This is a genomic window from Segatella sp. (assembly GCF_977051555.1).
This window is the reverse complement of sequence record NZ_CDRSSE010000012.1, coordinates 32353-46394: the sequence shown is the minus strand read 5'-3', so window position 1 is coordinate 46394 and position 14042 is coordinate 32353. Positions and strand designations below refer to the sequence as shown.

The window sequence follows — 14042 nt, the reverse complement described above, 5'->3', positions numbered from 1 at the left end:
GCTATTGGATGCTAAGTAATTTAACATTCAACACTTAACATTGAAAACTTATTCGTCCGTGTTGGCCGGCAAGGCTGCCAGACCTTCGGCTGCCGAGAGAATATGTTCGTTATAGGTGTCGCTGATGATGTGACCATCACGCAGTTCGATATTACGACTCGAATAATTTGCAATGTCTGGGTTGTGGGTAACGAAGATGATGGTTCTTCCTTCTGCATAAAGTTTCTGGAAGAGTACCAGAATCTCGAAACTGGTTCTGGTGTCGAGATTACCCGTTGCCTCATCTGCGAGTATCACAGCGGGGTTGTTGACCAACGCACGAGCTATTGCTACACGCTGCATCTGTCCTCCAGACATCTGATTACTCTTATGATAGAGACGTTCTCCTAGACCAACAGCTTTCAGCGATTCGATAGCACGTTGCTTTCGCTCTTCTGCACTTACGTTCGGGTTGTACATCAGTGGAAGTTCTACATTTTCTACACTTGTAGTCTTCGGTAGAAGATTGTAGTTCTGGAAGATGAATCCAATCTTTCGGTTTCTAAGAATGGCGCGATCATTACGTGACATCTTTCGTACGCTTACTCCATCCAGATAGTATTCGCCACTGGATGGGGTATCGAGACAACCTAGCTGGTTCAGTAGGGTAGATTTACCTGATCCAGACTTACCCATGATGGTAACAAACTCACCTTCGTATATTTTAAAGCTTACACCTTTTAGGGCATGGACTGTTTCGTCGCCCACAAGAAAGTCGCGACGAACATTGTCGAGTTCTATCACAACTTTCTTTTCGCTGTTTGCTTGAATATTGTCGTTTGCCATACTTTTATTCCTTATTTTTTCTTTCCTCTAGGTCCAGGACCGCTAATCAAACCTTGACTTTGTTGAGGCTCCTCATCCTCTTCAGGAGTATTAACTATGATTTCTGTAACAATCTTCTGTCCCTTCTTCAATCCTTTGGTTATTTCCGTATGAATACCATCACTCTGACCAATGGTTACAGAATGAGCTGTAAGGGTGTTGTTGGCAAGAGTCCAAACTTTGTTCTTTCCTTTGCAGTCCACAATCTTGATGTTCTTACCCACTGTTTCCTTGGTTGGAGTAAAGCGGAGTGCTTTGTTGGCAACAGCAAGAATACCAGCACGTTCTTGTGTAAAGATGGTAACATTTGCTGTCAAGCCTGGTTTCAACTTGAGATCTGCGTTGGGTGCAGAGATGACAACCTCGTAAGTGACAACATTGTTTGTTGTAGTAGCTTCCAGACGAACCTGTTTTACTGTTCCTTGGAATACATCGTCAGGATAAGCATCTACTGTGAAATTAACGCGGTTGCCTTCTTTTACACCGCCAATATCAGCCTCGTCAACATTTGCAATCACCTGCATGTTGGTCAGATCTTTAGCGATAGTAAAGAGTTCTGGAGTATTGAAACTTGCTGCTACAGTCTGTCCTTCCTCTACACTTTTTGAGATGACAGTTCCATCTATTGGCGATGTAATTGTAGCATAGCTCAGGTTGGTTTGGGCTTTCTGTACATTCTCCGTGGCAGAAGCTACTTGCTCTTTCGCCTGGCGATAGGTGAGAAGCGCATTTTCATAATCGTCAGCACTTACCAAACCTTTCTTATAGAGGGTCTGGTAGCGGCTCATGTTTGCACTCTGATAGTTCAAACTGCTTTGCGCACTTGCCAGGTTAGCTTTGGCAGTATTCAACTCGCTCATCAGGTTGGTTTTGTCGAGCTCAGCTATGACTTCACCTTTTTTTACCTGCGAATTGTAATCAACATAAAGCTTGTTTACAATACCGCTCACCTGTGTACCAACCGTTACAGAAGTTACCGCTTCAATAGTACCGGTTGCAGTAACACTATTCTGCAAAGTTTGTGTGGTTACGGCTTCCTGTTTGAAGTCTATTTGCTCTTCGTTTTTACTTCCCGAGAACAGCCATGCTGCCACAGCTACGATGATTACCACAATCATGGCAATCCAGATTTTGCTGATTCTAAGTTTTTTCATAAAAAATGTATGTATACCTATTAATGATTTGCAATATGTTTTCGGATGCTAATACCAATCTTTTCTTTAGATTCTGCCGTTTTGGTAGAATTTCAACATGTTGATATTCAGAATGGTAAGATACTTTGCCTGAAGCTCGTTCTGCTTAGCCTTCAGAAGATTATCTTTGCCTGTTCTCAACTCTACGATGTTCTTTAATCCCAGTTTAAACTGTTCACTTAACAAATCGTAGCTGGTTTGTGCACTCTCGCTGCTCACCTTGGCTGCCTTAAACTGGCTTTGGTTTGTATTAGCTTGCAACCAATAGTTTTCGATAGTAGAGTAGAGCTTAGTTTGCTCATTCTTTATATCGAGCAGGATGCTTTCACGCTGAATGAGTGCTTTGTTGACAGAAGTCTTGGTTTGTCGGTTATCAAAGAGAGGAATGCTGACACCGATTCCACCACCCAGACTGAAGTTGGTTTTCATCTGGCTGCCCCAACCATTTTTGTTCATGGATGTGGTGCTGGTTGTAGCTCCTGCATTTGCGCTGATGGTTGGCAACTTTCCTGCCTTTGCAATTTTGATGTTCAGATCGTTCTGGTCGAGTTGGTTTTGATAGCTCAAAAACTCAGGGCGATTCTGAAGCGCAGCTGTATAGACACTGTTCATTCCTGGGATAGAGGCCAGAGCCATCTGGTCAGTTGTGCTTGGAATAGCGATGTCGAAAGCTTCTTCACTGGTAATCTGCAGGAGTTCCTTCAACTGTCGTTTATAGTTTTTAACGTTACTTTCAGCCTGCACGATGTTAAACTCATCTTGTGCTCTTTGTGCTGTAAGTTGTGCTAAGTCTGCTTGGCTCATCTTGCCAATTTTTACCATTTCCTTACCACGCTCTTCGTTTTGAACACTCGACTGATAACTTTCTTTGTTTACGTTGATAGCCTCTGTAGAGTAGAGTATCTGTACGTAAAGTTGAGCTATCTGTTCTTGCAGGTTGAGGGCTTGTGCTGTCGAATCGAGTTGTGCCGCTTCCTTTGCCAGCTTGTTCAGTTTCACCTGATTTCTGTTTTTGTTTCCGTTCCAAATCGTGTAATTGCCCATCACGCTATAGCTGCCATTGTAATATACCTTGTCGATGGAAGCTTTGCTGAAACCTTCTCCGCTGATTCCATTAGAAACCCAAGGCGTATAGTTTACGCTTTGGTTGGTGCTGGCAGAGAGCGATGGCAGAAGTGCTGACTTTGATTGCAGATAGTCCTCTTGAGCTGAAGCTTTTGTGAGTTGAGTCTTCTGCAGTTGAATGTTGTTAGCCAGTGCGTAACTGATACAATCCTGCAGTGACCATTGCTTAGCTTGTACAGCGATAGGAGTCGACATGATGATCAGCGCTACCGCCATGTTTTTTAAACTTACGTTCATACTCTTTTTACTTTTTGTTTTCATCTTTACAGAACATTCTTTCTCTGTTCTGTTTAAATGTGGATTAATGTTCTTACTTTCCATAATTGCAAATCTTAATAGGATACATCATTTTTAACTTTGACGTAAGCGTCGCCTATAAAGTTGCAACTGATATGATTTTTTGATTAAAAACGAGTTGATAGGTTTAATATTAGCATTTATCTTTAACAATCCTTTTCATGGTGAAAGGTTTCTTTTGCTTTTCCACATTAATTTATTTATATTTCTCAAAAAAATGTTTCTTCTTTCGTTATCTTCGCTGAAATTGTGTAACTTTGCAGAAAAATTTTAAGAAAGGAATAAAATAAATGCCGTTAAGATTACCAGATAAGCTTCCAGCTATCGAACTGCTGAAGCATGAGAATATATTCGTGATGGACGAAAGTCGTGCGCATAAACAGGAGATTCGTCCGTTGAAAATCTGTGTGCTCAATCTGATGCCACTCAAGATTACGACAGAGACTGATCTCGTTCGTCTTCTGTCGAATACTCCTCTTCAGTTAGAGGTTTATTTTATGAAGTTGAAAAGTCACACGCCAAAGAATACTCCAATAGAGCACATGATGATGTTCTACAAGGATTTTCAGGAACTTTCCAAACAGAAGTTTGATGGAATGATAGTTACCGGTGCTCCTATCGAAACGATGGCTTATGAGGAGGTAGAATATTGGCCTGAAATCAAAGAGATTTTTGATTGGGCCCGTACCCATGTTACTTCAACACTCTATATCTGCTGGGGTGCCCAGGCTGGTCTTTATCATTTCTATGGTGTTCCTAAGTATCCTTTAGAGAAGAAGATGTTTGGTATTTTTAAACAGAAGCCTCTCGATTTGTCACAGCCAATCTTCCGCGGTTTCGATGATATCTTTAATATGCCTCATAGTCGCCATACAGAGGTAAGACGAGAGGATATTGAAAAAGTGCCAGGACTTGATATCATTGCCGAATCGCCTGAAAGCGGTGTCAGCATTGTGATGGCCAGAAACGGCCGCGAATTCTTTGTAACGGGTCATCTTGAGTATGCGCCAAACACGCTGGATAAGGAATATAAGCGTGATATGGGCAAGCGTGATGATGTAGAACTGCCAAAGAATTATTATTATCATGACGATCCGAACGAAGAACCTCTGGTGACATGGCGTGCTCATGCCAACCTCTTCTATAGTAATTGGATCAACTATTATGTTTATCAGGAGACTCCTTACAATATTGACGAAATCAGTTAATTTGAAGGAGTTGGATGATTTCGAGAATGATTTCTTATGCAAACATTAGAATTATTGGCGCCTGCCAAGAACTTGGAATGTGGTATTGCTGCCATTGATCATGGTGCAGATGCCGTATATATTGGTGCACCTCGTTTTGGTGCACGAGCAGCAGCAGGCAATTCGCTGGAAGATATCAGACAGTTGTGTGATTATGCTCATCAGTTTGGAGCAAAGGTTCACGTTACTGTGAATACAATCATCTATCAGGATGAGATGTTGGATACGCTTAAGATGATCCAGCAACTTGATGAGATTGGTGTTGATGCACTTTTGCTGCAGGATATGGGTGTGCTTACTGAGGTGAGGGCGCAGAATTTGTGGAGTAGAGAATTGCATTCCAGTACCCAGTGTGATGTAAGAACTCCAGAAAAGGCGTTTTGGCTTACCACGTTAGGTTTCAAACGTATTGTTCTGGCTCGTGAGCTTTCGCTTGATGAAATCAAGGCGATCCATCAGGCGATTCCTGATAGAGAAATAGAGGTCTTTGTACATGGAGCGCTCTGCGTAAGCTATTCGGGTGTCTGTTATGTTTCTGAGAAGTGTTTCGGGCGCTCTGCCAATCGTGGAGAATGTGCACAGTTCTGTCGTATGAAGTTTGATTTGCTTGATTCCAATGGACAGGAGATAGAACATCAGCGTTATCTGTTGTCGCTCAAGGATCTTTGTCAGCTTGATCATCTTAAGGATCTTGCTGATGCTGGAGCTACTTCGTTCAAGATAGAAGGAAGATTAAAAGATATCAACTACGTCAAGAATGTGGTGGCTGCCTATAGCAGTCAACTCGATGCAATCGTAAAAGCTGAACCGCGTAAGTATCGCCGTGCATCGGTGGGACATGTTCAATATAATTTTACACCTAATCTGAAGAAGACTTTCAATCGTGGCTTTACCCATTATTTCCTGAATGGGCGACAGCCGGATATTGCTTCTTTCGATACACCGAAAGCTATCGGCGAGTTTGTGGGTAAGGTTAAGGAGATACGTGGCAATATTTCTTTCAACGTTGCCACAGTAGCCAGCTTTAAAAATGGCGATGGACTGTGTTTTATCAATGATGACCGTGAGTTGGAAGGCTTTCGTGTGAACAGAGTAGAGGGCAATCGCCTCTATCCGTTTGGAATGCCTGAACATTTGCGTCCGGGCATGGCTCTTTATCGTAATAACGATCGGGCTTTCGAGGCTTTGCTGGCTCGTAAGTCTGCTGAACGTAAAATCTATATTGTCATAGCAATGGAGCCTGTGATGGGCAATGAGTTCAGGGAAGAGCCGCAGGGGGTAAAGGCTGTTGTCAACATCATGAAGACGATAGAGGCTGATGGAGGCTTGATTTATCAGGTGGCTGAGGTGTTTAAAGAATTGAAGCTCGAAAAGGCGAAACGCCCACAGGGCGAAAATATAAAGGCTCAGATGAGCAAACTGGGCGATACGATTTACGAAGCTTACCAGGTAGAACTTCTGAAGGGAATGGAGACATACTTCGTTCCGAACAGTATTCTCACTGCTATCCGGCGTGAATTGATAGATGAACTTACCAAGGCAAATCAGAAACAGCTTGATAAGTCGTTGTGGGGTGGATGGGATAGAACCTTGTTCAACAATGGTTTTGGATTCAGTCAGCCTGGTGAACACCGACTTACGAAAGAGGAATTTACTTGGCAGCCGGAATACGGAAAATGGGGATATCTCTATAATATAGCTAACTATGATGCAAGAGATTTTTATCAGATTCATGGTCTGTCGCCAGTAGTTCCGGCATTTGAGTTGGGTAAGAATATTCCTTCTGCATGGGATGCTAAGACCCAGGAAGAATATGATGAGAATATAGAAAAAGACAAGGCAAACCGAAGTATGCAACCTAAGTATACCAACGAAAAGGGAGAATCGCTCCTGATGCAGTGCCGCCATTGTATCCGCTATTCGTTGGGCTACTGTGTGAAGCGTGGAGGCAAGAAACCATCCTGGAGAGAGCCTCTCTTCCTGCAGTTGGGTGATGGTCGCCGCTTCCGTCTGGAGTTTGCGTGCAATGAATGTCAGATGAACTTATATAGTGAGAAATAAATGAAAAAGAAATGGACGATACAGATTCTTTGTATGCTGGGCATCCTCTTGATGTTTAGCAGTTGTTATCATCGCCGTGCTCATCACCAGATGCATGCAGCCATGGTAGAGTACAGTAATAAACAACTCGATTCCATTTCGTTTTCTACTACCCATCATTATACCAACAAATTCAATTTTCTGGTATTCAAGGATTCCCTGGAATTGATAGCGCAACAGCCTGAAGAATTTTTGAGCAATTTGCCTATCGACTCCTTTGCCGTCCGAAAGAACCGCCTGCTGGTGGTTACGGATATCCGTATGGTTCCTCAGGATTCCATAGATTCAGTTTGGGTGCAGTTGGCAACAGAAGATAATCAGTTTGGTTGGACCCGTGAGTCCCGTCTGCTGCCGAAGGTTGTGCCCGATGATCCTATTTCAGAGTTCATTATGACCTTCAGCAATACTCACTTGCTCATCTTCCTGGTTATCATTATCATCATAGCCGTAGCCTATACAGTTCGTAAGATTTTCCATAGTAATGGTAAACTGGTTCATTTTAATGATATTGATTCACCATATCCTACAGCCTTGGTGCTTATTGTTTCGATATCAGCAACCTTCTATGCAACCATTCAGTTGTTTTTGCCAGAAGTATGGCGTCATTTTTATTTTCATCCTACGCTCAATCCTTTTGCCGTACCGCCGATATTGGGCTTTTTCCTGGCTACAGTCTGGGCGATATTGATAGTAGGACTGGCTTGTGTTGATGAGGTGAAACACCGTTTGCCGGCAGGCGATGCAGTTCTGTATCTGGGTGGTTTAGTGGGTGTTTGCGCCATTGATTACATCATTTTCAGTGTCACTACCTTATATTATATAGGTTATTTGCTACTCGTAGCCTATATATGGTTTGCCATACGGGTTTATCTGTTTCCTCATAAATAAGGATAGGGGGTGCAGGAAAAAATATGTACCTTTGCACCCGTTATGAAAAGAATAGTATTTTATAGTAAAAAGAGCGTATGCATAGGTTTGGCAGCGGTAGCATTGCAGGCTAGTGCTGCGGATAACGAAAGGGCTACTTGCTCTGACTTGTCATTGGGTACGAGTGAAAAGTTTACAGAAGCTAACGGCTTGCTGGCTGATAGCAGCCGAGTTTATGACATTGATGAAGTTGTGGTTGTTTCGCAGCCTAAGGAGAATTTCCGTCTTCGTCAACAGCCTCTCAGCAGCACTTCCTTCGGTTCTTATCAGATGCAGCGACTGGGTTCACGCGATTTGCGCGAACTTTCCTGCTATGTTCCTAACTTCGTAATGCCCAACTATGGCTCGCGTTTTACCAACGCCATGTATGTGCGCGGTATTGGAAGCCGTATCAACAGTCCGGCTGTAGGAATTTATCTTGACGGAATTCCGGTGTTGAGTAAGGCAGCTTTCAATCTTCACCATTATCAGACTAGTCGTATAGATATTCTCCGAGGTCCACAGGGAACACTCTATGGTCAGAACTCTGAAGGTGGTTTGGTGCGCATCTATTCCCGCGATGCTTATGATAGCAAGGGCACCTACGTTAATCTGGGATTGGGTTCTCATTTCTACCGTAATGTAGAAGCGGCTCATTATATGAAGCTTTCACCTCGTATCGCATTAGGGGTAGCTGCTTTTTATGATGGACAGAAGGGATTCTTCCATCGTGCAGGAACCAGCGATTATGCCGACAATTATGATGAGGCTGGCGGTAAGTTTAATCTTAAGTTCCGTTTTGATAGAGGATGGAGCATGGATTTGCTAGCCAATTACCAATTTGTCTATCAGCATGCATTTCCTTATGGTCAGCTGGATTTAAACAGTGGCAAGGCTGCATTGCCAAATACTACATTCCCTGGGCTTTATCGCCGCAACATGCTGCTTTCGGGTGTCAATCTTCGCCATGAAGGAGCGAAATGGGATTTTGCTTCTGCTACCAGCTATCAGTTCCTGGATGATAATATGAAGATGGATCAGGATTATCTTCCTGAAGATTATTTGAGTTTGCAGCAAGACCAGTTGCAGAATTCTATCACTCAGGAGTTTACATTTAAGAGCCGTCAGCCTTTCTTCGGTTTCTGGCATCTTACACAGGGTGCATTCTTCTCCCATGTGTGGTTGAAGACAAATGGTCCTGTAAAATTCGGTTCAGCATTGACGAAGCCTATCAGTAACGTTATCCAGAGTCAGATGCAGCAGGCAATGCCTCCGGCAATGGCTAGCGGAGTTTCTGTCAATGTAGATATGGGAGCTCCGGGTTTGTTCCATACTCCTCAGAGCAATTTGGGTCTCTATCACGAGAGTACGTTTGATCTTTCTTCCCGTCTGAAAGCAACGCTTGGTTTGCGTTATGATTTCATGCATACAAGTATTCATTACGATACTTATGCTTATATGGCGATGACAGCTAAGGTAATGGGCAGGGAGGCTACTTATACTTTGCGTTCAATGCTCAACCGCAAAACGGGTGATGATTACAACCAGCTTCTACCAAAATTTGGCTTAAGTTACCAGCTTGATGAGCAGGGTAGCAATGTTTATGCCACGGTGAGCAAGGGCTATCGTGCAGGCGGTTATAATATCCAGATGTTCAGTGACATCTTGCAGACCGAACTGAATGCTAACCGTCAGCATGCGATGCGAGGCAATTATGACGTTCCTCATACCGATGAAGATTATGATAGGGTGAATCAGACTATTGCCTTTAAGCCGGAAACCTCATGGAATTATGAGGTTGGAACGCATCTCAATCTTTTTGATCATCGTCTTCATTTCGATTTGAGTGCCTTCTATATGCAGGTTCGTAATCAGCAACTCTCTGTGATGGCAGGAACCTATGGCTTTGGCCGAATGATGGTTAATGCAGGTAAGAGTCACAGTTGTGGTATTGAAGCCGCGCTCAAGGGTCAGGCTTTCGACGGTGCTTTTGATTGGGGTGTAAACTATGGTTTTACACGCGCCGTATTTGATGAATATACTGATGGCGAGGGTGATAAGGCTGTGAATTATAAGGACAAGAAGGTTCCTTATGTTCCCCAGCATACGATAGCAGCCATGGCTGACTATCATTTAGGACAGTTTACCTTCGGATTGAATATGAATGCGCAGGGCAAGACTTATTGGGATAATGCCAATACCTACAGCCAGAAGATGTATTTCGTGATGGGTGCGCATTGTGATATTGATTTCAGCAAGATGAGCATCAGTATCTGGGGTAGGAACCTCACAGATACTAATTACAATACCTTTGCTGTTGATAATGCAGCAACAGGAAAGAAACTGTATTTTGCCCAGCGTGGCAATCCTTTCCAATGTGGTGTTGATCTGAAATTCCACTTTTAGGATTAAATAGAAAAGGAGTTCCGGCATTCTGAAATGCTAGAACTCCTTTTTCTTTTTAATCTCGTTTATTTCCTTTCTTTATTTTAATTCTCCATATCCTACCAGCCGGTCGGTGCGGTCGCTCAGAGCCCGATAGTAAACCAGTACATTGTATTTGTTCTGGGTCTGGTAGAAATTTCCTTCTGATGGGAGCAGCCTGATGCTTCCGTCCTCCATCTTCATGAGATACTGATAACTGTAATAACCTTGCTTCATGAAGAGACGTGCGTGATAGGTTTTCGTCATTTCATCATATTCCATCCGGTATTCTGGGAGGAAACGGTCGTAGGTCCAATCTGCGTTCAGATAAACATCGCCTGGCAGTTTTGGAGCTTTCAGGGTAAAGTGAATCTGTGCATATTCGCAGTTGTTGTTGTTTTCTACGTTGTCGCTGTTGCGGATATAAAACGAACCTTTGGCAGCTTCGTCGTAAACGTAATTGGGGCGAGGGCTGTCAGTCATTACTTTAACCTGATAGTCGCTTCCATCCCAATCTATAGCGTCTATTCCCATGGTTGGATGATCGGTGTCCAGAAATTCAAACTTTCTGTATTCGTTGCCCGCATCGAAAATCAGAGCTCTTACATGCTGCCAACTCATTTTTCCCGCACTCAGGTAGTCGGGTTTAGGATTAATGACAGCATTGTCCCATCTTCCGTTCTGAAGCACTACGATGTTCAGCTGGTTGGGATGAGTGATTCTCAGCTGGCTGTGATCCAGTTCCATTTTCAGTTGCTGATGGTCCTTCTGGATATCTATATCTGTTGTAGAAGTAGCTTCTAACTTGAGTTTAACCAATGGCTGAGGCTCCGTAATCATCAAGCAGGCTGTAAACATTTTGCCTTCTTCCTCGTTTTCCGCATTGTCGTCATAAACCGTCAGTCTGTAGTTGCCACTCATGGTAAGTTGGCAGTCGGCATTGGGAATTGCCAGATGATAATGAGTGTAAGGATGATTGGTGTTGATGGATTGCTCTACATCTTCAATAATCTGATTGCCGTTGAAGCCTCTCATATAGTCGCTTTCAAAGAGCGAAGCAGATACGTTCCAGTTTGCATCACAATGTTCAATCTTGTAGCTGTACCGATGATAATCGTGCGTCATGTCGTCAAAATCGATATGGATAGGTTCTCCACCCAGTGACGATACTGGGAGCGATAACCAGTTGGTTCCGCCTACAACCTGTAGGGTTCTGATGCGCTGGTTGAATATCTCGTGCTGCTGCGCCCAGGCAGGATAGGTAAACAGAAAGAGAAGGGAGATGACAGTGTATAATTGTTTCATATGGCTTCGTACGTATATATAAAAAAATAACTTGCAGTAGCCTTTTTGACAAAGAACTAAATGCAAGCTTAAACAATCTAAATTAATACATGAAAACACTTTTGTAGTCGATAGGGGAATCGAACCCCTATGCCAAGATTGAGAATCTTGTATCCTAACCATTAGATGAATCGACCATTCAAAAAATCTCTATTGGTCTCCCGACTTATAGAGACTTATAAATCTAATACCATGAAAAACACATGTAGTCGATAGGGGAATCGAACCCCTATGCCAAGATTGAGAATCTTGTATCCTAACCATTAGATGAATCGACCAACGGTACATTTTTCAGACGATAGCTTGCGGAAGGTGGGGGATTCGAACCCCCGGTACGGTAACCCGCACGGCAGTTTAGCAAACTGCTGGTTTCAGCCACTCACCCAACCTTCCAGTCGGATTCTTAACCGAATCAACCAAGCATCGTTCTTAAATGCGAGTGCAAAGGTACTACTTTTTTCTGATTCTACCAAATCTTTTTGCAACTTTTTTTCGATAAAAATGCATTTTCTTTGTAACTCCCACATTATCAGGGGTTGTTTTCTTTCAGTATTAGGAGTACTTTAATTCCTAAACGAGCAGAGGCGGATTTCTTTCTCAGAAATCCGCCTCTTGTAAAAGAAAGGGCCGCTCGATGATGTGATGAAACTCCGAATGTATAAACATTTGAGAGTCCTCCGCCTTTGTAATCCACCGGCTTTTCAGCTTACCTGCCTGCTGCAGTTTATGTGGCCCGCCATGAGCAAGAGAATGTCCTCTCGGTTTCAATAGTGTAATTTGATGAGTATCCCGATCGAACCGAAACGACCCTTATTCCTTCTGGCACCCATGCATCATCACGATGCAACGGTGCAAACATCTTAGTCATTATTTGATAATGCAAAGATAATGCAATATTTTGAAACTACCAAATGTTTTAGCTGTTTTCTTCGAATATTTTTTCGAAATATTTTCTCAACTCCATTTTGTCCTCTATGATATTGCGCAGTTCGTTGAGCGCTTTCTCGTTAGGGGAGTTGGGAATCCATAACCTGATGTATCCGTTTCTTGAATATTTTTCGTCCATGTGCTGGCTGAACCGCTCCCATTGCTGCTCCTTGTCATTATCTGGATTATTTTCTTTGCCATACTGTATGGCGCGCAGAAAAATTTCGTGAACATCAATATCGCGATCGGCTTCTGCTACAATCTTGCCATAGATGCTGCGAGGCTGACGGCTGGATGAAGCCCGATGGTCCTCAACAGCTTCTTTCATGATTTTAATCTGCTCCGGACCGAACCAGCGCTTCAGTCTTGCATCTGCCTGCAGAATCTTACCGCTGGTAATATGATGAATGGCACGCGGACCGCTCATCCCCAGGTCGTGGTAAGCGGCTATTACATACACCATATCGATGTCGGCTCCGGTTACCGGAACCAGTTTCAGAGAGTTTCTGATGACTCGGGTAACATGTCTGAGTCCATGACTTTCGCCAAAAGCATTATATTTGGGGAGAATCTGTTTCTCCACAAAGTCCATGATTTCGAGATTTACCTGTTGCTTCATAGATATTCCTCCACTTTATTTATATAATAAGGTACGCGCGTACATTATTATTAGCTTATTATTGTTCAATTCGCCATTCCGATGATGATCAGGGATGATACAATGCCGAAACAGAAGATGTTCAGAGCTGTTTTGCCTAGAATTCTGTTCAGTTCTCTGCCTTCGCCTATCTTTTTCATCTCCATATAGGTTCTGTTGTGCAGAACGATATAGAGTGCTGCAAACGGCAGGAAGATGCTGCTGGCTTCATGCTGAAATACTTCGTAGGTGGTTACACCTATTATGGTGATGATTCCCAAATTGCCCAATGCGCAGTATAACCGCTCGGCATTCTTCTTTCCTATGTGAACCACAAGGGTCTTCTTGCCGGCTCTCAGGTCGTTGTCATGATCGCGGTAATTGTTCAGAATGAGCAGCGTATCAACTACCAGTCCGCAGGCTACAGATACGAGAACCGCTTCCATGCTTACTCCCTGCATGGTTTCGGGCATTACGAGATAATAAGTGCAGCATACGGGTACAATGCCGAAGAAGAGCAGTACCAGAAGATCGCCCATGCCCAGATAGCTGAGACAGGTAGTATAGAGAAAACAGAAGACTATGCAAAAGATGCCTACGATAACCATTTCCCAACCTCCGAAAAGAATCAGCGGAAGCCCTATGGCGCAGCCCAATAGAGTAGTGAGGATGATTCCCCATTTCATGGCTCTCAATGTTATCCAGCCTTCAGCGCAGGCACGTTTCGGTCCCAGCCGGGTTTCATCGTCATTACCATGTTTGAAGTCGAAATAATCATTCACCAGATTGCTGTCTATCTGCATCACCCATGCAAAGAGCAGGCAGAGTAGGGCTGGCAATGTCTGTATCTGCTGAGCGTCTTTATAAGCCAGCGCAATACCCAATAAAACAGGAACAGCCGCCGCCGTCAGAGTCTTCGGGCGAGCGGCTAGATACCATGCTTTTATAGAATTTGTTTCTATCATATTCTGAAAAGAT

10 protein-coding genes and 3 tRNA genes are annotated in these 14042 nt (G+C 43.4%); 4 read left to right on the top strand and 9 right to left on the bottom strand.

Annotated features, from left to right (window positions below; genetic code table 11):
• Positions 1-48 precede the first annotated feature (48 nt).
• The 3 genes from ACWJAO_RS04750 to ACWJAO_RS04740 all read right to left on the bottom strand — a co-directional run bounded on the left by ACWJAO_RS04750 (position 49) and on the right by ACWJAO_RS04740 (position 3419).
• Positions 49-825: an ABC transporter ATP-binding protein gene (locus ACWJAO_RS04750; RefSeq protein ID WP_449139436.1), complete on the bottom strand. Its 777-nt coding sequence runs from the start codon at positions 823-825 to the stop codon at positions 49-51.
• 11 nt (positions 826-836) lie between these two features.
• Entirely contained in the window at positions 837-2018 is a 1182-nt protein-coding gene (locus tag ACWJAO_RS04745) for an efflux RND transporter periplasmic adaptor subunit (RefSeq protein WP_449139435.1), read from the bottom strand.
• A 66-nt stretch (positions 2019-2084) separates the two neighbouring features.
• The gene (locus tag ACWJAO_RS04740) at positions 2085-3419 is read right to left on the bottom strand and encodes a TolC family protein (protein WP_449139434.1); all 1335 of its coding nucleotides are present in this window, start codon (positions 3417-3419) and stop codon (positions 2085-2087) included.
• A 350-nt stretch (positions 3420-3769) separates the two neighbouring features.
• On the opposite strand from ACWJAO_RS04740, the gene metA reads away from it, so the two are divergent.
• The 4 genes from metA to ACWJAO_RS04720 are packed head-to-tail and all read left to right on the top strand — an operon-like array spanning position 3770 to position 10138.
• Positions 3770-4687, top strand: coding sequence for a homoserine O-acetyltransferase MetA (metA, locus tag ACWJAO_RS04735; protein WP_006846715.1), 918 nt, complete (start codon positions 3770-3772; stop codon positions 4685-4687).
• A gap of 36 nt (positions 4688-4723) precedes the next feature.
• Positions 4724-6787 carry a peptidase U32 family protein gene (locus ACWJAO_RS04730; RefSeq protein ID WP_449139433.1) on the top strand — a complete coding sequence of 688 codons (2064 nt, stop codon included), beginning with the start codon at positions 4724-4726 and terminating at the stop codon, positions 6785-6787.
• Positions 6788-7714 carry a zinc ribbon domain-containing protein gene (locus ACWJAO_RS04725; protein WP_118064184.1) on the top strand — a complete coding sequence of 309 codons (927 nt, stop codon included), beginning with the start codon at positions 6788-6790 and terminating at the stop codon, positions 7712-7714.
• Between the two features lie 42 nt (positions 7715-7756).
• Entirely contained in the window at positions 7757-10138 is a 2382-nt protein-coding gene (locus tag ACWJAO_RS04720; protein ID WP_449139432.1) for a TonB-dependent receptor, read from the top strand.
• Between the two features lie 78 nt (positions 10139-10216).
• Here ACWJAO_RS04720 and ACWJAO_RS04715 read toward each other — a convergent pair whose 3' ends face one another.
• From ACWJAO_RS04715 to menA, 6 genes are all read right to left on the bottom strand, one after another.
• A complete protein-coding gene (locus ACWJAO_RS04715; protein WP_287894231.1) occupies positions 10217-11461 on the bottom strand; it encodes a type IX secretion system plug protein in 1245 nt (414 codons plus the stop codon).
• A gap of 104 nt (positions 11462-11565) precedes the next feature.
• Positions 11566-11637: transfer RNA gene (locus ACWJAO_RS04710), tRNA-Glu, on the bottom strand.
• Positions 11638-11706: 69 nt separating this feature from the next.
• Positions 11707-11778, bottom strand: a tRNA-Glu gene (locus ACWJAO_RS04705).
• Between the two features lie 28 nt (positions 11779-11806).
• Positions 11807-11893, bottom strand: a tRNA-Ser gene (locus ACWJAO_RS04700).
• A 523-nt stretch (positions 11894-12416) separates the two neighbouring features.
• Positions 12417-13046, bottom strand: coding sequence for an HD domain-containing protein (locus tag ACWJAO_RS04695; RefSeq protein WP_449139431.1), 630 nt, complete (start codon positions 13044-13046; stop codon positions 12417-12419).
• A 65-nt stretch (positions 13047-13111) separates the two neighbouring features.
• Complete coding sequence (gene menA, locus ACWJAO_RS04690; RefSeq protein ID WP_449139430.1) at positions 13112-14029, bottom strand: 1,4-dihydroxy-2-naphthoate octaprenyltransferase; 918 nt, start codon at positions 14027-14029, stop codon at positions 13112-13114.
• Positions 14030-14042 lie beyond the last annotated feature (13 nt).

Excerpts from the sequence above, each read along its gene's own strand:
- ACWJAO_RS04750 (WP_449139436.1), bottom strand. The coding sequence starts at position 825 with ATGGCAAACGACAATATTCAAGCAAACAGCGAAAAGAAAGTTGTGATA.
- ACWJAO_RS04745 (WP_449139435.1), bottom strand. The coding sequence starts at position 2,018 with ATGAAAAAACTTAGAATCAGCAAAATCTGGATTGCCATGATTGTGGTA.
- ACWJAO_RS04740 (WP_449139434.1), bottom strand. The coding sequence starts at position 3,419 with ATGAACGTAAGTTTAAAAAACATGGCGGTAGCGCTGATCATCATGTCG.
- metA (WP_006846715.1), top strand. The coding sequence starts at position 3,770 with ATGCCGTTAAGATTACCAGATAAGCTTCCAGCTATCGAACTGCTGAAG.
- ACWJAO_RS04730 (WP_449139433.1), top strand. The coding sequence starts at position 4,724 with ATGCAAACATTAGAATTATTGGCGCCTGCCAAGAACTTGGAATGTGGT.
- ACWJAO_RS04725 (WP_118064184.1), top strand. The coding sequence starts at position 6,788 with ATGAAAAAGAAATGGACGATACAGATTCTTTGTATGCTGGGCATCCTC.
- ACWJAO_RS04720 (WP_449139432.1), top strand. The coding sequence starts at position 7,757 with ATGAAAAGAATAGTATTTTATAGTAAAAAGAGCGTATGCATAGGTTTG.
- ACWJAO_RS04715 (WP_287894231.1), bottom strand. The coding sequence starts at position 11,461 with ATGAAACAATTATACACTGTCATCTCCCTTCTCTTTCTGTTTACCTAT.
- ACWJAO_RS04695 (WP_449139431.1), bottom strand. The coding sequence starts at position 13,046 with ATGAAGCAACAGGTAAATCTCGAAATCATGGACTTTGTGGAGAAACAG.
- menA (WP_449139430.1), bottom strand. The coding sequence starts at position 14,029 with ATGATAGAAACAAATTCTATAAAAGCATGGTATCTAGCCGCTCGCCCG.